General features: G+C 54.0%; 20 protein-coding genes. 1 reads left to right on the top strand and 19 read right to left on the bottom strand.

The window, feature by feature from the left end:
- Positions 1-37 precede the first annotated feature (37 nt).
- The 12 genes from MHI24_RS28905 to MHI24_RS28850 all read right to left on the bottom strand — a co-directional run bounded on the left by MHI24_RS28905 (position 38) and on the right by MHI24_RS28850 (position 10,920).
- Entirely contained in the window at positions 38-2,080 is a 2,043-nt protein-coding gene (locus MHI24_RS28905) for a Na+/H+ antiporter (RefSeq protein ID WP_340023009.1), read from the bottom strand.
- A 148-nt stretch (positions 2,081-2,228) separates the two neighbouring features.
- Positions 2,229-3,095, bottom strand: a complete 867-nt coding sequence (locus MHI24_RS28900) for a VOC family protein (RefSeq protein ID WP_340023008.1) — start codon at positions 3,093-3,095, stop codon at positions 2,229-2,231.
- Between the two features lie 243 nt (positions 3,096-3,338).
- The gene (locus MHI24_RS28895; RefSeq protein WP_340023007.1) at positions 3,339-4,019 is read right to left on the bottom strand and encodes a DUF4085 family protein; all 681 of its coding nucleotides are present in this window, start codon (positions 4,017-4,019) and stop codon (positions 3,339-3,341) included.
- A 27-nt stretch (positions 4,020-4,046) separates the two neighbouring features.
- The gene (locus MHI24_RS28890; protein ID WP_340023006.1) at positions 4,047-4,415 is read right to left on the bottom strand and encodes a hypothetical protein; all 369 of its coding nucleotides are present in this window, start codon (positions 4,413-4,415) and stop codon (positions 4,047-4,049) included.
- A gap of 35 nt (positions 4,416-4,450) precedes the next feature.
- The gene (locus tag MHI24_RS28885) at positions 4,451-4,996 is read right to left on the bottom strand and encodes a GNAT family N-acetyltransferase (protein ID WP_340023005.1); all 546 of its coding nucleotides are present in this window, start codon (positions 4,994-4,996) and stop codon (positions 4,451-4,453) included.
- Between the two features lie 418 nt (positions 4,997-5,414).
- Positions 5,415-5,837, bottom strand: coding sequence for an Rrf2 family transcriptional regulator (locus MHI24_RS28880; RefSeq protein ID WP_340023004.1), 423 nt, complete (start codon positions 5,835-5,837; stop codon positions 5,415-5,417).
- Between the two features lie 114 nt (positions 5,838-5,951).
- The gene (locus MHI24_RS28875) at positions 5,952-6,272 is read right to left on the bottom strand and encodes a carboxymuconolactone decarboxylase family protein (protein ID WP_340023003.1); all 321 of its coding nucleotides are present in this window, start codon (positions 6,270-6,272) and stop codon (positions 5,952-5,954) included.
- Between the two features lie 129 nt (positions 6,273-6,401).
- Complete coding sequence (map, locus tag MHI24_RS28870) at positions 6,402-7,148, bottom strand: type I methionyl aminopeptidase (RefSeq protein WP_340023002.1); 747 nt, start codon at positions 7,146-7,148, stop codon at positions 6,402-6,404.
- Positions 7,149-7,276: 128 nt separating this feature from the next.
- Positions 7,277-8,302 (bottom strand): hypothetical protein, encoded by a 1,026-nt coding sequence (locus MHI24_RS28865; protein ID WP_340023001.1) that lies wholly within the window; start codon positions 8,300-8,302, stop codon positions 7,277-7,279.
- 158 nt (positions 8,303-8,460) lie between these two features.
- Positions 8,461-9,090, bottom strand: coding sequence for an SGNH/GDSL hydrolase family protein (locus tag MHI24_RS28860; RefSeq protein ID WP_340023000.1), 630 nt, complete (start codon positions 9,088-9,090; stop codon positions 8,461-8,463).
- A gap of 168 nt (positions 9,091-9,258) precedes the next feature.
- Positions 9,259-10,437, bottom strand: coding sequence for an NAD(P)/FAD-dependent oxidoreductase (locus MHI24_RS28855; protein WP_340022999.1), 1,179 nt, complete (start codon positions 10,435-10,437; stop codon positions 9,259-9,261).
- Between the two features lie 39 nt (positions 10,438-10,476).
- Positions 10,477-10,920, bottom strand: a complete 444-nt coding sequence (locus MHI24_RS28850) for a DUF1641 domain-containing protein (protein WP_340022998.1) — start codon at positions 10,918-10,920, stop codon at positions 10,477-10,479.
- A gap of 326 nt (positions 10,921-11,246) precedes the next feature.
- Between MHI24_RS28850 and MHI24_RS28845 the strand changes: the two genes are divergently transcribed.
- The gene (locus MHI24_RS28845; RefSeq protein WP_340022997.1) at positions 11,247-11,864 is read left to right on the top strand and encodes a nitroreductase family protein; all 618 of its coding nucleotides are present in this window, start codon (positions 11,247-11,249) and stop codon (positions 11,862-11,864) included.
- 68 nt (positions 11,865-11,932) lie between these two features.
- Here the strand turns inward: MHI24_RS28845 and MHI24_RS28840 are convergent, their stop codons facing one another.
- The 7 genes from MHI24_RS28840 to MHI24_RS28810 all read right to left on the bottom strand — a co-directional run bounded on the left by MHI24_RS28840 (position 11,933) and on the right by MHI24_RS28810 (position 20,431).
- Positions 11,933-12,562: a hypothetical protein gene (locus MHI24_RS28840; protein WP_340022996.1), complete on the bottom strand. Its 630-nt coding sequence runs from the start codon at positions 12,560-12,562 to the stop codon at positions 11,933-11,935.
- A 607-nt stretch (positions 12,563-13,169) separates the two neighbouring features.
- Positions 13,170-14,156, bottom strand: coding sequence for a hypothetical protein (locus MHI24_RS28835; RefSeq protein ID WP_340022995.1), 987 nt, complete (start codon positions 14,154-14,156; stop codon positions 13,170-13,172).
- Complete coding sequence (locus MHI24_RS28830; RefSeq protein ID WP_340022994.1) at positions 14,135-14,728, bottom strand: sigma-70 family RNA polymerase sigma factor; 594 nt, start codon at positions 14,726-14,728, stop codon at positions 14,135-14,137. Before MHI24_RS28830 ends, MHI24_RS28835 begins: the two co-directional genes overlap by 22 nt.
- Positions 14,729-14,885: 157 nt before the next feature.
- Entirely contained in the window at positions 14,886-18,263 is a 3,378-nt protein-coding gene (locus MHI24_RS28825) for a X2-like carbohydrate binding domain-containing protein (protein WP_340026829.1), read from the bottom strand.
- Positions 18,264-18,458: 195 nt separating this feature from the next.
- Positions 18,459-18,686 carry a bacteriocin immunity protein gene (locus MHI24_RS28820; RefSeq protein WP_340022993.1) on the bottom strand — a complete coding sequence of 76 codons (228 nt, stop codon included), beginning with the start codon at positions 18,684-18,686 and terminating at the stop codon, positions 18,459-18,461.
- A gap of 40 nt (positions 18,687-18,726) precedes the next feature.
- The gene (locus MHI24_RS28815) at positions 18,727-19,077 is read right to left on the bottom strand and encodes a hypothetical protein (protein WP_340022992.1); all 351 of its coding nucleotides are present in this window, start codon (positions 19,075-19,077) and stop codon (positions 18,727-18,729) included.
- 697 nt (positions 19,078-19,774) lie between these two features.
- A complete protein-coding gene (locus MHI24_RS28810; protein ID WP_340022991.1) occupies positions 19,775-20,431 on the bottom strand; it encodes a DUF1775 domain-containing protein in 657 nt (218 codons plus the stop codon).
- Positions 20,432-20,463: the final 32 nt, after the last annotated feature.

Raw genomic sequence — 20,463 nt, 5'->3', positions numbered from 1 at the left:
AGGTTACACTATGTTGCAGCACAGGCGCTCTTGCGGTCTAATCCTCCCAGATGGAGGTCTCCAGCTGATCCACGAACCGCCGCAGCCTGCCGGCTACCTTCAGATTAATCGCCCCGTTCTGATACATTTCCTGCACGGTATTACGCTGCTCCTGGATAGCCTGCAGCTTCAGCTCCAGCTTCCCGTCATCCACTACACCATCCTTGATCCAGCCCTCTCCTTGAGCCAGCCGGGCCTCCATCTGCTGATACTTGCCGATGATCTTCTGCGACGCTTCCCGGTTCTCCTCACTCATGTTGTCGCTTACGGCTGAGATTGCCGCCCTGCACATCGCCATCTTGGCCGTCCGGGCCGCCTCAGCATTCTGCAGCGCGGCGCGGCTCTCCCCGCCCCCCAGCTTACCGCTGAACAAGCCGGAGAACAGCCGCTGAATTTCCGTTAAGGAGAAGCGGAGCTGTGTATTCAGCCGCTGGCACAGCAGGGATTCCGTATGATCCAGCAGCTCCTCCATCTTCACGGCGACAGGCTCCGGAATCGCCCCATTCTCCATAATCCGCCGCAGCTCTGTGCGCTCTGCCTCCAGCGCATTCATCCGGGCTTCAACTGCCTTGCGGCGCAGCTCCTCATCGGCCGGATCGTGATCCGCCCTTGCCGCGCAGATTCTGTCAATCTTGTCCGTGAACTCCAGCAGGACAGGCTGCCTCGCCTGTTCAGGGCTCTCAGAGACCAGACTGCGCAGCATCGACATACCGGCGTCAATGACTACATTTCTCGCGGCCAGCTCTGTGCTGGCCGGGCTGCCGGCTGCGGCTGGCTGGACTATTGTCTCCTCCCGGCTGGCAAGCAGCGGCAGGAAGATGCTGGCGATGACCAGCGACACCAGAATCACGCCTGCAGCCAGCGCGATGATCAGATCACGTTCCGGGAACGGGGTGACGCCGTCACCCAGCACCAGCGGAATAGAGAAGGCCCCTGCCAGGGTCACCGCTCCCCGGACACCGGAGATCGACGTAATAATCTGCGAGCGGAGCGGCGCCTTCTCCGCCTTCCGGCGCTTGCTCTCATATAAGGAATAACCATAGACCCACAGGAAACGTACGACAATAAGCAGCGCAGTAATCGCCAGGACATACCCGGCAACCATGAAGTTGTTGAGCGCCGGGTCTTTGTAGATGACCCCAACCACATCCGGTACAGATACGCCCAGAATCAGGAATACCAGACCGTTCAGGACCATCAGCAATACAGACCAGGTACTGGCGGATACAAGCTGCAGCTTATATTGCGGGGACACCGTGCGGTCCTTCTCAATAGCGAACATGATGCCGCCGGCCACCACAGCGAGAATGCCGGATACCCCGACCTCTTCACTGATCAGGTAGATGATGAACGGCGTAAGAATCTGCAGCAGCACATGGATCGTCACATCCTCCATCCCGAACCTGCGGATGAACACACTGACCCGGATCAGCAGGAATGACAGTACTGCGCCAAGCAACAGCCCTCCGGCGGCGATTAGCACGAAGCTGAGCGAAGCCTTAGGCAGGGAAAAGACACCGGTAACCATGGCCGCAATCGCAAATTTGAAGGCCACCAGGCCGGAGGCGTCGTTCATCAGCGATTCCCCTTCAAGAATCCGGTGGATGCTCTTCGGCAGATGCACTCTGCCTGCCAGCGCGCCAACCGCTACCGCATCCGTAGGAGACAGGATCGCCGCCAGCGCGAAGGAAGCAGCCAGCGGAATGGAAGGAATCATCCAGTTGATCGCATAGCCTGCGACAAAGACGGTGACGAATACGAGCCCAAGCGCCAGCAGCAGAATCGGCGCCCGCAGATTCCACAGCTCATCGCGCGGCGTCCGCCGCCCGTCATTGAAGAGCAGCGGAGCAATGAACAGCACGAAAAACAGCTCTGGTTCAAAATGCATATGTATTCCCGTCGGAATCAGTGCGGCAATAATGCCAAGTCCAATCTGAATCAGCGGAACCGGAACAAACGGAATGAACCGGTTCACGATATTCGATACTGCGATCAAGCCCAGCAGCAGCAGTACAGCAAGAAAAGTCTCCAAGCCTATCATCTCCCGGTCCTAAGTCTGAACATAATAATAACCTATACACCAGACCTCTGTACAGACGGCTACAGGCCTGATTAGACGCCAAGAAACGGAAGGCACGGCGGAGATCAATATCCTCCGCTTGTACCTCCCGTTAACGTTACCGGTCACATTAGCGACTAACTAGAAGCTTGATCCCTATATTCCAGGGGTCCTTCAATGTAACGATCCCATCAGCTTCTTCCACCGCGTAGCCGGCCTGCTTCACACGTTCAGCCACCTGCTGCACGGCCCCGCTGTCAGGGAGCAGCAGCGTGAAGTAGTCGATACCAGCCGCATTGGCAGGAGCAGCGGGCGCTCCCTGGCCTGCCCAGATATTCAGCCCCATATGATGGTGGTATCCGCCTGCGGAGATGAACAAGGCCGCCGCTCCGTAGTTGGCTGTAACCTCGAATCCCAGCGCATCCACATAGAACCGCTTGGCCTCTGCCAGATCACCGACATGGAAGTGAACATGGCCGATTACGGTACCGGCAGGCAATCCGCTCCAGCTCAGTCCCTCTGAAGCAGCCAGCAGGCCGTCTACATCGACCGGATCAGTGGTCATCACCACATGTCCGCCGGCTTCATATTTCCAGGTATCGCGGGGCCGGTCGCGGTATAGCTCAATGCCATTGTTGTCCGGGTCCTCGATATACAGGGCTTCACTGACCAGGTGATCTCCCTGGCCGACTTGGATGCCCGAAGCGATCAGATTGCGGAGCACCAGGCCCAGACTCGGGCGGTCCGGCAGCAGAATCGCAAAATGATACAAGCCCGCAGCTGAATTCCGCCGCAGAATCCGGGCCTGCTCAATCTCGCGCAGTACAAGCAGCACCTGCTTGCCGTCAGCAGTCATCTGCGCCTCGCGCCCTTCCTGCCGCAGAATCTTCAAGCCTACCACATTCTGATAAAAGTCAAGCGACCGCTCCAGGTTGCTTACCCGGATCTGTACCCGTCCAATCTCCAATTCTTGCGGTAATACTGCTGTTGCTGTCATCTGAATCCCTCCTGATTAATATTGATGGATTAATGCCACTGGTTCCATTTCCTGCTTCATACCGCTTAGTGTTAGCTGTTTATTCCTCTGTCATTCCAGCCTATTCAAACCCATTCATGCCCTGTAACTATTTCCGTTACACATTAACTAACTTAAGTATAGTAGCACTATATATGTTTGTCAATTACTTTTGGAAAATACAAATAGCCCTGCCAACCGGCAGGACTTCTGAACAAACATATCCTATAATAACGCTTCAAACGGGGGTGAACCCGGCAGCTCAATCGATACATCCTGCGCAGTAATGCTGAACTCCCAAAGCGGGGAATCCATCAGGACCCCCAGCTCGAACCCCTGCTCCACTGCACAGATTTCATCATACAACCAGACCTTTCCCGCGATTCGATCCGGCAGGCTAAGTCCGCTCACCCCGGTGAATCTGAGCAGCACATCACACTGATAATGCATAGCTCCGCTGCAATCCAGCACTAACTCCACGATGCCCTCCTCAGGCTCAGAGCAGGAGATGACGCGGGCGTCATGCAGAGAACCCTCGGCTAACTGGACCGCTTGTGCGGGGAGCTTGTTTTTAATAGCTTCGTAGCCTCGGCGGTATTCGATGAACTTCGCCTGTATCCGCTCATCCGCCTCCCGGCACCATTGTTCTGCGCGTTCCCTGAATTCAGGAGCCGGATAAACCGCTTTGAGCGTTCCCTCATGGATGGAAGCATGGAAATATTCAGGAAGATACTTCAGCAAGTCTGCCTTGTGATAGTCCAGCGCATCCTGCGCCCGCTCCTCATAGCTGATGCCTTCCGCCACATGCCAGGCGACATCCTCCAGCCAGTCCTGCTCCGTCTCCGGGAAGACCATGAACCCGCGCACCTGCATCTCCTCATACCATGGTATAGTGAAAAATTTCATTACGCGCTCCCTCCACTCAGCCCCTCTCTATTTACTGATCAGCTTCTCTCCCATATACACCCTTTTCTCCTGCGAAGCCGCCTGAATCCAGAGCATTACCTGCTGCTTATTGAACAAAAACTCGTTATCCACCTTGAGATAAGGGAGCTTCATCCCCTCGAAAGGGCCGTCATTGCGCAGCATGGCATTCTCTGCCTTCATTATATTCTTCACCTGATCCTCACTCAGCCGCAGGAAGCGTGCGGTCTCTGCAAGCGTCATCAACGGGTGCTCATCTTGCGTATCCACCTGCGCCTGCGGCTGCATCTGCAGCCCATGACTAATTACGTAACTGCCTCCAACCAGGCTAAGTCCCAGAATCAGGGCAGCTCCCAGGAGGGTATATTGATTCTTCATGATCTACATCTCCTTATTAATCATTCCGTACAGATTTATGTAGGCGTATATGATAAAAGCCAGCAGTCTCTCCGCTCGCCTTCATGCCATTCGCGCTCCGGTAAAAGCTTGCCGCGGACAAACCCGTTTTTCTCATACACTCTTAGCGCCCTGTGGTTCCGGCATTGCGGGTCCATGACAATAAGGTCAGCCTGTTCCACTTCGACCAGATGCTGTACCATGCCGCCGACAAGCAGCGATCCGATGCCCTGGTTCCATAATTGGGGTTCGCCGATAAACTGATCCATGCCATAGATTCTGCCTGTATAATCTGCGTATCCATACACATCCTTCTCTTCACTGCCAACAGGATAGAACTGGATATAGCCTATATCCCGGCCCTTAAACTGAACAATCCCGCGATGAATCTCTTCCTCTTCCCTGCTATAAAACTCCGCCTGCACCTTCTCCATATCATGCGGACAGTCCCGGCCGCCGTAATACTCCAGCACAGCCGGGTCTGAAAGCCACCGGACCAGCAGTGGTGCATCTTCCCGTTCCAGTCTGCGGACACTCAGGTCCCCGTTGCAAAATATAACCATTACGAGATCACTCCCCGGTTTATTCACTGGACATCAACTATATTAGTGCTGCTGCTTCTTGCCGGCTCCAATCACCCTTGTGTCAGTCTATACGATCGGCTAACCTGTGTAAAGAACACCGCAGGAAATGTGCATTGTCCCAAAAAAGGGGCCCTGCCGGGAACCGGCAGGGCCAATGTCTATTGTAAGGGGTCATGTGATTAATATAACAGCCGAAGCTTAACGCCAGATGAAAAGCACCTAAAGGTTTGATGAAAAATAAGAAAATCCCCCTATACACAGCGAAAGACCCCGCCGAGGCACGGCAGAGTCTGACAACAATGGTTCCACTGGGGGGTGGAGATCTTAACTATACTCCCCGAACCTTAAAAACATATAAAGCAAGGCTGAAGATTTGCTTAAAATTAACGCGGCGGTCTCAGCCTGCCGGAATCTGATGGACGATCTGATGCAGCGTAACTTTCTGCAATTCATCCTCCATCGCCTTCTGTGCCTGCGAGAATACAGGAACGATGGCTCCGGCGATGTTCTTCCCCACCGGACACTCCGGATTCGGATGCTCATGCACCGCGAACAATGAGTTCTCTTCTACGGCATTCACAGCTTTATATATCTGAAGCAAGGTGATATCGGCAGCGCTGCGGGTAAGCTTCGCCCCGGCCACACCGGGACGGACCTCCACCAGGCCAGCCTTGCTGAGCATCCCTGTGAGGCGGCGGATCACCACCGGATTCGTATTCACGCTGCTTGCAATCCATTCGGAGGTGCTTTTACCGTCCTTGTTGCTGTCGATTAAAGTTAGAATATGAATAGCCACCGCAAACCGGGTGCTGATGTTCATGACAATCTCTCCTTCCGCTAACCGGACTGCTTCCGGCTAGATGCAACTATAATAGTTACATTAGCGGCAGTTGTCAATCCCGCAGAATGATCTGCGGCTGCCCCATATTGCCCTCTATTCGCCGTCATAGGCCTGCAAAGCCGCCGGGAGCGCCTGAATGACCCCGTTGCCCACCGCCGGTAGAGGGAGAAGCACGGCGCTGATAATTTCTTCCCGGGTCACGCCGAGCGCTTTGGCATGCTTGACATGGAAGGATAGCCCGCTATCCAGTCTGGCTGCTGCCAGCACGGAGATATAGGCGATTTCCTCAGTCCGGGGATCAAGGGCGCTGGCTGCGTCCAGCTTCTGCACGGCTTCCCCCCAGGCCTTCTGCTGGTCCGGCGCCTCCTTCATAAATGCCATAAAAGATTGGCTGACTTGCGGTACACTGTCCATCTTCATTACCCTCCGATTCCAGGTTAGAGGCAATCACAGCTCTGCTATAATTTCCCCGCTGGTATCTATTATAGGTATGAATTCCGCACGGCATACGTTTGCAGTCTGAAGCCCCCCGGCCACTTGCTGTCAGGCGCTGGTCAGAATGATGGGCTGGCCCTTGGTCACCACAATCGTATGCTCGAACTGGGCAACACGGCTGTTGTCTCTGACACTAAGCGTCCAACCGTCAGACTGCTGCTCCGCAAAGTCGGACCCTGTCGAGAGGAACGGTTCGATCGTAATGACCTGCCCTTCCTTCAGTACAGTAGTTGCGCGCGGATGGTAGAAGGGAAGAATCTCGAACGGCTTCTCATGCAGAGACCGGCCGATCCCGTGGCTGCACAGATTGCGTACCACTTTATACCCGTGCTTGTGCGCCTCCGCTTCCATAACCCGCCCGATCTCATTCACTCTCATTCCCGCTCTCAGATGCTGGATCACACTCATCATCGTGGCTTCCGTGCTCTCACAGAGATGAACCAGCTTCTTATGATAAGGCGGCAGTTGAAAAGATACCCCGGCGTCGCCATAATAACCGTTCAACTCGGCAGACACATCAATATTGATCAGGTCCCCGGCCTGAATCACCCGTTGCCCCGGAATACCATGCGCTACCTCTTCATTGACGCTGATGCAAGTCGTTCCGGGAAAATTATACGCCAGCATAGGAGCCGACTTCGCACCATAACGCCGCAAAACCGCCGCCCCCACTTCATCCAGCTCCGCAGTTGTCATCCCGGGGACCACTCTTTTCTTCATCTCGGCGATCGTGTGGCCTACCACCTTGCCGGCCGCTTTCAGCCCTTGCAGATCCTGGAGTGTCTCGCTCGTCATTCCTGTCACATTCCTCTCTTGTACGCTGATGCTCCGTTCAGCGGTCCTTGCAGGGATGACCAGCAGCTTCCGCAGCGGCCCGCCCCTCTTTCATCCTGTGCAGCCCTGCCGCTAAGGGTTCCTGCATATTAATCGGCAGCTTCCTGAAAAGCCGCCCCGTCCCAGCGGTACACAGTCTCCGCTTCATTGCCTGAAGCATTGTCATAATGGCGGGCCCGGAACCCGCCCTCCACCTGATCCAGCTTGACCGAATACCGGTCAACACTGCTGATTAACAGCCCTGAAGCAGCGCCCTTAACCGGCAGCTCGCGGATCGTATGGTCCGGCAGCAGGGTGAACAGCTTGAAGAGAGAACCATTGCTTGAGCCGTATTGCCCGATGGTGAAATCGGGGTTACCATCCCCGTTGTAATCGGCGAACCGGATCTGGAACAGGTCGCCGAAGCGCAGCTCTTCGCTGAAATGCCGGCTCAGCGCAAAGGTGCCCAGCGCTTCCCCCTGCTCATCGGTAAGCTCCAGCCGGAACTGTCCGCTCCAGCTTCTTCCGGCCAGCGGGGATGCCGTGGACCAATCCTCGCTGTAGCTGCCTTGCAGCAGCTGCAGATTCAGGAATTCCTTGTTGCCTGTAACCGGGATCAGGTCATTACGCGAGACCGTTACCGGTCCCTTCGTTTCCACCCGGGAACGGGCTGCTTCATCGCGCGCAACCGCTCCGCTTCCTCCGCTGAAGATCATCCGGCGCAGCGCATCGGCATTCTCCGCAGACACCGTATAGCCCGTCGCGCTGCGTTCAGCGGACAGCAGCAAGCCGCTGTTCCCTGTTTTCCGGCTCAAGCCCAGGATATAATCCTCCGCATCCCCGTCGGCGTAGACCAGCTTCATGCGGAAATCCGCATCGTAATCCAGATCACCCGGGATGCGCTTGCTTGAGTTCATTGCAGACGCCACCGTCTTAATGAATTCTTCATCGCTGAAGCTTTTCGACTCGAAAGGAGCCGCATCCGCCCTGCCTTCCGAAGCATTGTAAGTCAACTCAATCTCAGATATCCATCTTGCATTAATATACCCAAAAGCGTTCTGGCACCCGCTCAACAGCACAGCCATCCATACAGACACAACAGACACAATCAGCAGCCGCCGTCTGATGGGCCCCACCTCCAAACCTTATGTATAATACAAGTATAACAGCCTTCTTCTGCGGAGTGAAACGGGCACAGACAAGCCCGCCCGCCTCAACGTCAAAAGCCGGCTCCTGCAATGCAGAAACCGGCTTGCGCAGCAATGATCCAGTGCTGATCTTGCTCCCCACCCTGTTAGCTTATAGCGCCTACCGCCTTCAGCCAGGCATCGGCGATCAGCGCATGTCCGGCAGGGGAAGGATGGACCCCATCGCCTGCCCAGAAGGCCGGCTCCGCCTTCGCCGCTGCCGCAGCGAACAAGCCGTCCAAGGGTACGAGAATCGCGCCGTATTCACGGGCCAGCTCACGTACTACATGGATTTTGGGATCGAGATCCTGACGCCAGTTCTTGCGGTCCTCCGGCACCGGCAGGACGAACGGTTCAACCAGCACCAGCTTGGCCTCCAGATTCTGCTTGGTACGTTCAATCAGGTCGCGGTAGGAGGCCTCGAATTCAGCCGCCGAAGTCTCCTGCCCGGAATCATACCGCCGCCATGTATCATTGATGCCGATGTAGATCGATACCCAGGTGGGCTTCAGTTCGAGACAATCTCTGTCCCAGCGCGCCTGCAAATCCACGGCCCGGTTGCCGCTGATCCCGCGGTTGAAGAAGGTCAGGTTCTTCTCGGGATACTGCATTCCGAGACGCGCACCCGCCATTAGCGCATAGCCGACTCCAAGCGATGAAGCCTCGGCGTAATTACGTCCGCAATCTGTGATGCTGTCCCCCTGGAACAGGATGATATCATTTTTTTGAAATGGCATGTCTGGAATCCTCCTATGTAAGCCTCTAATATAGTAAGAACATGACCATTATAGCAAATAGACTTCCTGCGAACACGTTTTCATTGCAAAATCTGCCTTCAAAACGAAATCCCCCTCAACTGCCTCTATAGCAGCGGAAGGGGATCATAAGGTTAGTAGTATTGAGAATTAATAAGCCAGGCTGAATAGCCCGTGGATATGGGTCAGATAACGGATATTGCTGGCTTCCTTCATCAGTGTAGCCGGCAGCCCCTTCAGCGGAGTGTTGTTACCGCCGATAATGGCTACCCCGTCCTTGCGGCCCAGGCTGGCCAACGTACCGGAATTCACCGGACTGAAGGTCGCAGGGGCTGCATTCGTAAGATGAGCGAACAGATTGTAGCCGATCAGCTCGCCCATCTGCCAGGCGATTTGTGCCGTCGGCGGATATGGACGGCCATCCGGTGCGAAGACCACAGCGCTGTCACCGGCCACAAATACATCCTTATGGGAGGTAGACTGCAGGAACTCATTGACGGTAGCCCGGCCGCGGTTCACTTCCAGCCCGGATTCACCAACCAGCGGATTCCCCTGTACACCACCGGTCCAGACGAAGGTATTGGCCACAATCTGCCGGCCGTCCTTCAGATCTACCGTATTGCCTTCTACCTTCGTAACCGGAAGGCCGGTCAGGAATTGGACGCCCCGCTTCTCCAGACTGGCCGTCGCCCGCTCGATCAGCGGGTCCGGCAGGACCGGAAGAATCTTCGGACCGGCTTCCACGAGCAGCAGTTGAATCTCCGCAGGGTTCACGCCGTACTGCTTCGTCAGCTTAGGCAGAATGTCAGCAATTTCGCCTACCAGTTCTACCCCGGTCAGTCCGCCGCCGCCGATCAGAATCGTTGCGTCCGCCGCATTTCCGGATTTGGCATACGCTCTGATCCGGTCCTCAATGTGTGCGTGAATCTTAAGCGCATCCGCTGCGGATTTCAGCACCATGCTGTACTGTTCAAGCCCTGGAATACCGAAATAGGCTGTAGTGCTGCCGAGACCGACAACAAGGGCATCATAGGTCAGCATAACGCCGTCGGAGAGGATAACCTGCTTGTTCTCCACCGAGAATGAATTGACCTTAGCAATCTTCAGATCAATATCCTTGCCGGCGAACAGCTTCGCAAGCGGCATGGCAACAGCCTGCTCCGATGCGCTGCCTGCGGCCAGCCGGTGCAGCTCGGTAATAATCTGGTGCGTAGGAAATTGATTGACTACAGTAACTTTGGCTTCGGCCTTGCTCATATATTTACGCACAGTTAACGCACTCAGCAGGCCGCCGTAGCCTGCACCTAGAATAACGATATGTTTGGACATCTTATTTTCCTCCATCCTTGCAATTCAAAGTTTAAGGTTCTATTTCGCAGACTGGCGTTCGCCGCTGACCTGCAGATAGGCATTCATGAACCGGAGCGCCTTCTGTACCTGCGGGTCCTTAATCATTTTCATCATGCCGAACAGGCTGATCGTCTCATTGCTGGCCTCTGCGCGGTCCTTCGCTTCAATGGCTGTGGCTGCCAGATTCTTGACCGTGTCGACCACAGGCTCCGCGATTTCCTTGATCGCACCGACCGTGTCATTCTTCAAAACTTCATCGGTGGCAACCGACTGCACGAAATCCATCGATTTGCCTAATGCACCCACCAATTGGTTAATCTGCGGAAGCTGTTCGATCAGCAGCATCAGCGATTGCTGAACCTCCGGCTTCATCAGCTCATTCAGAACATCGCCTCCGGGAAGCGACTGGGCTGCAGCCGGTACTTCTTGCTGCGATGGGGACTGAGTAACTGTTTCTGACATATCAATGTCTCCTTTATAATGATGTTTGCGCTGCTTCATACTCAACCTATGAAACTATGTGACTATTATAACACTCTATTTGTTAATAATGTCACAATCTTTTTGGTTTTATAGCATAATTTTGTGATTATAATCACTTTTATTCTGAAAACTTTGAGAACAACAAGAAATTTACCATATAAATTGCGGCGGTTTGCGTTTTTTCTCATTGACGGATAGAGGGAGTCGTGATATCTTAAGCAAGTAACTAAATGTAAGTTCATTTATTAATAACAGCAATTGATTTTTACTAACCAATTATACATATTTGATGGAGGTAATGATTAATGAGTACTTTTTCCGAATTGGTTCAATCCCGCAGATCCGCCAACAATTTCGTGGAAGGCGTCAAAATCCCGCAAAACGAGCTGGAAGAGATGTTCTCGCTGGCCCGCCTGGCGCCTTCGGCCTTCAATCTGCAGCACGCCCACTACAAGGTCATCAGCAATGATACGGTGAAGGAGCAGATCCGCAGCGCCGCTTACGGCCAGTACAAGATTCACACCGCCTCCGCTGTCATTGTAGTTCTGGGTGACAAGAATGCCTATTTGCAGGCCCCTGAGATCTATAGCGGGCTGAAGCTGCTGGGAGCGATGAGCGAGGAGGCTTATGATCAGGTTATTCAATCGATCAATGACTCTTATACAGGGAACGATGCATTCCAGCGGGATGAGGCGATCCGCAATGCGTCGCTGTCCGCGATGCAGTTCATGCTGATTGCCAAGGATAAGGGCTGGGATACCTGCCCGATGATCGGCTTCGACCCCGAAGAAGTGAAGAAGGTCCTCGGCCTCAGCGACAATCTGGTTCCGGTGATGCTGATTACGATCGGCAAGGACAACCAGCACAAGATCAGACCGCGCGGCTACCGCAAGCCGGTGAATGAGTTCGTTGAATTTATCTGACATCCCCCACGACATATTAATTCTTTGTTCTAAAAAAAGAGTCTTCCGGCTATTACACCGGAAGACTCTTATATTCTCTTGGCATACTGCAGAATAGCCACAGCTGCGCGCTCCTGCCGCTCGGCATCCGCACTGTCCAGGGCTGCCTTCAGCACCGCCAATGCTTTGGCAATAGTCGCCTCATCGACCTGAACCGGAGAAGCCCCGGCCAATTCGCCGCTGCCGGCAGAGTCATCGCCCAGCCACAGCTCGATTCGGGCTGCCGGGAGCACTCCCGGATACGCCGTGACTCTGCGGTCTGCCGCGAGCAATTCTTTTACCGAGAGATTCACCGCATCCCGGGGTATGCTCTTCAGCCAAGTTACTCCCCGCCGGTGCGCTGTCCCGTCCCCGATCCCGTCATGCAGATCATCATAGAAGTAATCTCCCAGATCCCCTAGGTAAACCCACTCTTCATCCGCGATCAGCACATAATCCCCGTCCTGCATCACATTCACGAAGGTATCCAGACTGGCCTCGGCTTCATCCAACGCCTGCCCCTGATAGCCGGCCGCCCGGAGTCTCCGCCCGATCTCTTCCCTGCCGGCATTCTCCAGGTCACCCAGGCCGGGATAACCTGCACATATATAATTATCCTCCAGAAACGGCTTCAGCAGCCCGCTGCCAAGCAGCTCCAGATTCACTCCATACAAGCTCATTTCCGCATCCTTCCCCTCAGGCAGACCGCCCGAGCATAAGCAGCATTGACACCATCTTTTCCATTATACAGGAAATCCCGCGCCATTTGAATGCTTAAGAATCTAAGCAAACTCCAGGATAATAGCGCTTTCATAACCATTCGGCAAACAGAGGGTCTATATTTAAAAATTTTGCTTTTTTACTAATCCCGGAGCGGACGGTATAATTCAGGTATCAGCTCAAGGATTAAGACACTGCGGCAAGACCATAGACCGGGACCGATACTTACGGGCATCCGTCTTAAGCAGCCTTTTCCTTGTGACTGAGACTATATCTTTGATCCTGGCATTCCTGACTTGATCCATCCCTGCGCGAAACGGTATGAGCTTCTTAAAGCTCACAAGCTTTACACCCCTCCAATCGTGGTCAGCGGATGCATTACAGCTGTTTGAATGTGCAGGATAGGCAAATATACTGCCGCTCGGACGATTTCTACCCGGCTGAGTACAAGGATAGGATAAGGAGTCTGAGACTAACATGGGTATAGTGGCAACAGTATAAACCTCTATTGTTGATGATGAATTTCTTCAACGATAGAGGTTTATATGTGTTCTTAGGGTTCTACACTTATCGCAGGCTCTCCGCAACCTTCAGCAGCATCTGCTTCGTAACTTCAGGTGAGGCAGTGCCTACCTCATGCATTATATTTCTGTCCTCCTTCTCCCGCAGTTCAATCCAGCGGATGTAAGCATAATAGCCATTGCTGTTATACTCATAGGCTTGGCGGCTCTCCACATACAAGGCCTTCTCAGAATTTACCTTCAGATGCTCAACCTTGGTATCCGCCCAAACATCAGAGGTAAGCTGTGCCCACGGCGTAAGCGGAGAATAGGTAACGGAGATGAAATCATTCTCTCCCTTAGGACCTTGATATATCAGGTTAGGACTCACCGTACCGGCCAGTTGGTTGGGCACATTGAAGCTCTTGATCCAGGCGTAATGTTCCCCGGGCTTTAGCCGCTTGGTGAGGACATTGGTGTATTTTTTAACCCAGGAGCCATCGGTAATACCCACTGTACTGTCGGATCTTCCTTCGGCAAAACGATATCCTTCCGGTAATCTGCCCGGCACACTCAGCTTACCAGTGACAGGCTCAACAGCCTTCTTCCAGCTCCCGATATCTGTAAATATCTGCGGGCGGTTAATCATACGGAGCTCCGTCATCCCGTTCGACCTGGAAATTAATAGCATAGCCGATTCATTCACCGCAAGCTGAGACTGAACATCTGCAATCATCTGACGGGTCTTGTTGGCAAAAGCCGCCGACTCATTAGCATCCTGTTGAATGTTCACTTCCAGGCCGGTGGCTCCATAGGTAACCTTCCATAACCGCTCCGCGCCATAGACCACCCCTCCGAAGAGCATCAGGCCGCAGAGAACCAGAGCGATCCGGGCGGTCCCGCGCACACGAAAGGGTCTTCCGGCATTTCCCCGCTGCTGCCGCTGATGAAATTGCTCAAAGCTCGCCGCTAACCGCTGATCCAGCTGCTCCGGCACCGTTGTATGTTGTCTATAACTATCGAATCTCCGCTTCAGTTGACTCTCGACAGACATGTCCAGTCCCCCTTCATCTCATCTTCTCCGGTAAAAGCCGCCTGCTGCCGCAGCTTGCGCAGCGCCTTGTGGTGCCGGGATTTGGCTGTTCCCAGTGGGATGTCCAGCGCCGAGGCAATTTCGTCATAGCTGCACTCCCCATAGTAGCGCAGCACAATGACACTGCGCAGCTTGGGCGGCAGCCCGCTGACCAGCTGCATCAGCTCCCCCCGCTGCTCCTCCGCCAGAAGCTCTGCATCTGCCCCAGGATACAACACCTCTGAAGCATTCTCCCGGCTGCGGATCATCAGACGCAGCCTGCGCCAGCTTCGGCGGTTCCAGCTGCTGCACTGCCGGACGATCATTCCGTTCAGCCAAGCCCCGAACGGCCGCTGGCGGTCATAATGCGGCAGACAGCGGAACAGCTCGATGTAGATTTCATTGACTACATCCGCTACGTCAGCCTGCCGGTTCACCAGCAGGCTGACGGTCCCGTACACCTGCTTCCTGATCCGGTTATGCAGCAAGACAAAGGCTTCTTGCTCTCCCTTGCTCATCCTTTGCAGACAATCGTGAAGCTCCTCTTCCGTCATCGCTCCTCCACTCCTCTCTGTCTTGTTTACACTCTATATTGGTCCGCTTCCATAGAAAGGTTCCCTCGATGTCCCATTTATTTCATCCTGGCATACCAAAAACCGGCTGCCCATGAATTTCATCATGAACAGCCGGTTTATTATCCTGCTCTAACAGTTACAAAGGTTCATTTCCCCATACCAGACTGCCGGAGATATACGCCGGAAGCTTAGCCCAATCAGCATAGGCTGTGCCTGTGGGATTAAAGGAATAATCATCAGCCTGGTTATAGTTTGTCCAGTCCACCTTAGAGGCCCGCAGCTGGATATCGATGCTGGCTCCCGGAGCAAGCGACCCTGCAGCTGCGGTGAAGCCCAGCTCCAGATAATGATCTGCCCCGGTCACCGCCGCCGGAAGCTTCACGAACGTTCCGGTCACATTGGCGCTTCCGATCTGCGACCAGTCACAGAAGAAGTTCTGGGCCTGTTCACCGTCACTGGTGTAATAGTACTTAAGCTTCACATCGGCGAGGGATACCGCAGCTGTTCCGGTATTCACCAGCTTGATCCGCGGACTCAGCGCATTCGATGCAGCAGCCGTGGTGTTGTTGTACATCTGGACTTTGAGACCGCCACCTGTTGGCGCAGTCGTATCAGCTATAGTAACGGCCAGTGTCTTTGCCGCTCCGGCACTGAACTGGAAGCTCAACGTTGTTGTCCCCACCGGCTGTGCTGCCAGATAAGCCTTGTGAATCGTCACGGTTGAACCGCTAACTGTATAATCTGTTCCGGCGGTTAACACTGTAGCCCTGTTCGTGATCGAATCCAGGGTATTCCCGTTCAGGGTCAGCGTCACTTCAATGTCACTCTGATTCGCAGCCTTCTTATCGAAGCCCGCTGTCACCGGCGTAATGTCAGAATCCGTAGCCGCATTCGTTGTATCTGCTATGGTAATCGTCAGGGTCTTCGCAGCTCCGGCACTGAAATGGAAGCTCAGCGCCGTCGTTCCCACCGGCTGCGCCGCCAGATAGGCCTTATGAATCGTCACGGTTGAACCGCTCACCGTATAATCCGTTCCGGCGGTTAACGCTGCAGCCCCGTTCGTGATCGAATCCAGGGTATTCCCGTTCAGGGTCAGCGTCACATCAATATCGTTCTGATTCTCCGTCTTCTTGTCGAAGCTGGCCGTCACCGGCGTAATGACAGAGCCTGCTGCCGGAGGATTCACCGGATCAGCATACAAGGTGCCGCGTCCGTTGGATCCCAGATACACGCGTCCATAGATCCGCGGATCGCCTGTAATCGCCATGTTGATTCTGGCATATTGGTGGGCATCATCGTTAATCCGCACCCAGCTTGCCCCGGCGTCATCCGAGCGGAACACGCCTCTGACTCCATCAATCTGGGCTACCGTATAGAGTGCCATATAGCTCTCACCCGGCGCGGCCTTGCCGAACCCGATCAGGTCAGCTTCTTCCACATTAACAAGCTTGGTGAAGCTTGCTCCCGAGTTGGTGGAATGCCAGATACCATACTTGTCCAGCGGATGTCCGCCGGCAAACCAGATATCCCCTTCGATTCCCGGCATAGCCTTCAGACTGACCTGAGCCTGGTCCGGCTGCAGGCCGTTCACGTTATTGGCAGGCAGCCCTGTTGCCGCTGTTGCCGCGAACGTGGCTCCGCCATCTGTACTGAGATAGAGCTTGCCTTCATAGAAGCCATAGAATTTATTCGGATTCACCCGGTCCGAGGCAATCTTCGCTCCGGCAGGCACACCGCTGCTCGCCGTCCAGGAATTACCGCCCGTCTTGGAATAAAAGACCCCGATATCCGAAGTGCTCCACAGCAGCGCGTTGCCGTTTGCAGAGACAGCGATCTGGCCCTTGCCTGTCGTGGTGCTGCCTCCTTTTACAGGCTCGGCATTCGGCATATACCAGTTCTTGCCGTTGTCATTCGAGATGCCGACCGACTTGCTGTTCGGATATTTCTCTTTGTCCGCACCACCGACACGAACGACATAGGCCGGGTCCAGCTCCGCATAATCGATGCTACTTGTGCTCGCCCAGATGGGACTCGTCTGGTAGTTCACCGGCACCGCGGTTACATCTTCATACCGGAAGCCCGACACATCCCCCAGCGCGGTAATCAGATGAGCACCCGCCGGCGGGCTGATCAGCCCGAGTACGGCTGTCTCTTCAACGCCCTTGGCCATGACGGAGATTTTGACCTTGCCGCCGGTATCCCAGTCGCCAAGATTATTCGTACCGTAGATCGTTGCGCCGGTGCCATACATCATCCGGTCCGAGTTGAACGGGTCAATCTCAAGATCGCCCATCATCCAGCCCAGCTTCGGCGCAGGATCAAGTGAGCTTGAAGTCAGCCCGAGATTCAGCCACGGAGCCGCCGTGATGTCCATCTCGAACTTGTAATTGCGCTCCGGATAGAAGCCCCAATCCCAGATCCGGCTCCAGGTCTCCCCGCCGTCCTTACTGCGGAAGATCACCTCGTCCGGCCACCAGGCATTGAAGCTGGCAACCATCAGCGTATTCGGATGCTGGGCATCCAGCGCAAGCCCCCCGAAGCCGTAGAAGTTGTCCGACCCTGTAGTCGGGCTGATGTTTTTCCAGATTCCGCTGGTTGTGTTATATTTCCAGACCTCGCCCTTGCGTCCGTCATATGGTCCCACCCCGTCACTGTAAGTAATGTACAGATCGCCGGTGGCGGACAGCTCCCCATGATGCGGAAGCAGGCCTACGGGCTGGCCGGGCAGTGCAGACCAGGTGGCTCCTCCGTCCGTACTGCGGAACACACTTTTGGCCGTATCCGCCACGCCGACATAGATCGTCTGGGTGGCTTGTCCGGCAGAGCCGGTGCTTTTATCAAAAGTAATCCAGGACAAGCCCACGATATCACTCTGATACTCATTCCCCGGATCTTGGATATAAGTCCCTACGTTCGTAAAAGAGGTGACCTTCGTCCAGGTTACCCCGGAATCCGTACTCTTCCACAGCCCGTTCCCGCTCCGCGCCCCGAAGAACAGGATACTGTTCTTATTGGGATCGATGACCAGCCGTTCTCCGGCCGAACGTCCCGGCATATTGCCCCCAACCTTGAAGGGAAGCGGCGAGGACTGCCAGGTATTCCCCCGGTCGTTAGAGCGCATGATCTGCCCGTTCCCGTCCCAGGAATTCGTGTAGGTTCCGGTCGCCATATACACCTTGTCAGGATCAACCGGATCGGTAGCCAGCGCATCGACACCATTCTTGTTCCAATCCACCCAGCCGACACTGTCCGTCAGCGGAATCCAGCTCCCCGTCGTCTCATTCCAGCGGTAAGCCCCGCCAATATCCGTCCGCGCATAGATCAGATTCGGTTCCGTCTGGTTGAAAATAATCCCCGGCACAAACCCGCCCCCCGCACCGGTAGCGACACTGTTCCAGCTATACTCCTCGCTGGCTGCGGCATCGGTTACAGCGGGAGCGGCGGTCAACAAAGAGCCAGACATCACAGCCGTTAGTGCAAGTACTCCCATTCTTCGGATACGCTTGCCAATCATCATCTCAGCCTCCCATGAGCATACTTTGGTAACGCTTCCATTATAAGACACGAACCGACACTGCCATGAGAGAAAACGGTTGATTATGCGGGAAAATGGTGCGCAAACAGTAGACCATTTTCACACTTGACGGTTGGGATTGAGCGTTGAATATGAAAAAACCCCGCGATTATTTATCGCAAGGTAAGTAGCGGGTTAATTCTCTGAGGGAGGCGGAAGTATAATTGGCTGATAACTAAGCGCAGCATCCACAATCTCGTCCGGCGTCAGCTCCGGCTCATGCCAATAAATCAGGTCACTGACCTGCGGATGCGGCACCTGTCTTATCACCGTCTCCAGCCATTGATCCAGCTCCTCCTCCGTTCCTTCAGCGTTTACAATTTTGGTTACGAGTGCGATTAGCTCTTGTCGGGATAGGGACATTATGGGGCCTCCTTTGGTGTGGATATCCATTTCACGAAAATTAATTAAAATAGCCTTCACCTACCTGCCAAACTAACAGTTCTATTTTTTCTACTAATTCTGTCTTATCAATAGTATCGAAACTTATTAGTGGAGTACTCCAGTTATAGTCTTTGATAAGCTCCAAACCGTACTTTCCATTTGGATCTGCTTCAGGGTACCATCCCACATCCAATAATATATTGTAATTGCTATGCTTTAATTGTAATAAATCTTCGGTAAAGTTAAACCATTCACCTGCTTCAGAGCCTAGCTCTGCTGGATTAAGTTCTAATAATGTATTATAAGATACTTCCCAACTTGAGGGTATCCTTAGAGATTGGAGTTTAACCGGGACATTGCCAAACGTCATATATTCACCTCTTATTCACTGTCTATTTTCCATTTTCCAATCAAAACTTTTATCAGTTTAGACTTAGAATGATCCGTGTTTTGGTAGCATGGACTGTGGTCTGTGCAACGTTTTTCTCTTCAACGTCACATGCTGTGATCCATAGCAAAGCTACAATTGACATAACAACTTTTAATGAATCCCTCATCTTGTCACCACTTTTCAAATATCCCATTTTACACCATTAAGTCCAGATCTACGTAATTGGGCTCAGCAAGAATTAATATCCCAACCTTGATTTTCCTTTAGATTTCCTCGGCTCCCACATACCCAATGGCTTCCTCACCATCATAGTTTACTGCTTCTTATATTACAACAATTGGATAAATAACACCTCTTCCTCCCATCTCAAGCACATCAGCTATAGCAGTTGGATTTAAGGCGCTTAAATACAGACTAAACCGGCACTTTACCTGCTTACGGCTTGAGGAGGTGCTGTTTTTCCAACTGTTGTCCGGATTGAGACGGATTCGCTGAAATTAGGTGCCGTTTTTCCACTTAGCGTCTCACACTTGTATCCCACAAGCCCCCTAACCCATCCTCCCCCACAAAATCACAAAAAACCCCGCACCCGGTGATGAATGCTCACCACATTGGGTACGGGGTTCTTTCTGTTACGGGCTCCACCTATTACAAAGATTCAGCTACTCCTGTCCAGCTACTCCTTCCGGCCCCGCAGCAGAGCCACTGCGGACAGCAGGAAGGAGACGAGCGAGATGCCCAGGGTGATATAGAGCAGCGGCGAGACGCTGGCTTTGCTGTTCTCCTCAGCCACAATAGCCTGGTGCTCGTCCATGGTCATGGTGCCGCTGGCGGAGGTGCCGGAGGCGCCGTGGCTGTGGCCGCCGCTGCTGCCGGAAGCCTCCACGATGGAGGTGATGGAGTGCGGCGAGTCGGTGCCGGGTTCGCCGGACCATTGCACCAGGCTGCCGTCGGCATAATGCTGGTAGGCATCCCAGGCGATATCGCCGGCGGTATCCGGGTTCTTCGCCGTGAAGTAGAAGCGCTGGAACTGACCGGCGGCAATGCCCCCGTCCTTCGCAATCCAGCTCACCTTATTCCCTTCAACGGTTACCTCCCAGCCGGGCGTGGCCTCGTATTGCTTGAATTCCGCGCCAGCCGGAATCCGCAGATCCACCTGCACGGTGGCGATGTCCTTCTCTGACGGAACCTTCAGTGTATAGGTCTCCCAAGCCCCTGTACCGGACTCTGCGGGACTTACCGTTACATGCGCACTCGCCGCGGCGGCGAACAGCATCAAGGCTGCGGCGGCTGGTGCGGTCAATGCTGCGATTTTGCGGAATAATCTGCTCATCTTCAATCTCCCCTTCTCTCTATATCATGGAT

The sequence above is a fragment of the Paenibacillus sp. FSL K6-1096 genome, assembly GCF_037977055.1.
Lineage (GTDB): Bacteria > Bacillota > Bacilli > Paenibacillales > Paenibacillaceae > Paenibacillus_AQ.
The sequence above is the reverse complement of the archived record's forward strand: the minus strand, read 5'-3'. Positions and strand labels throughout refer to the sequence as shown.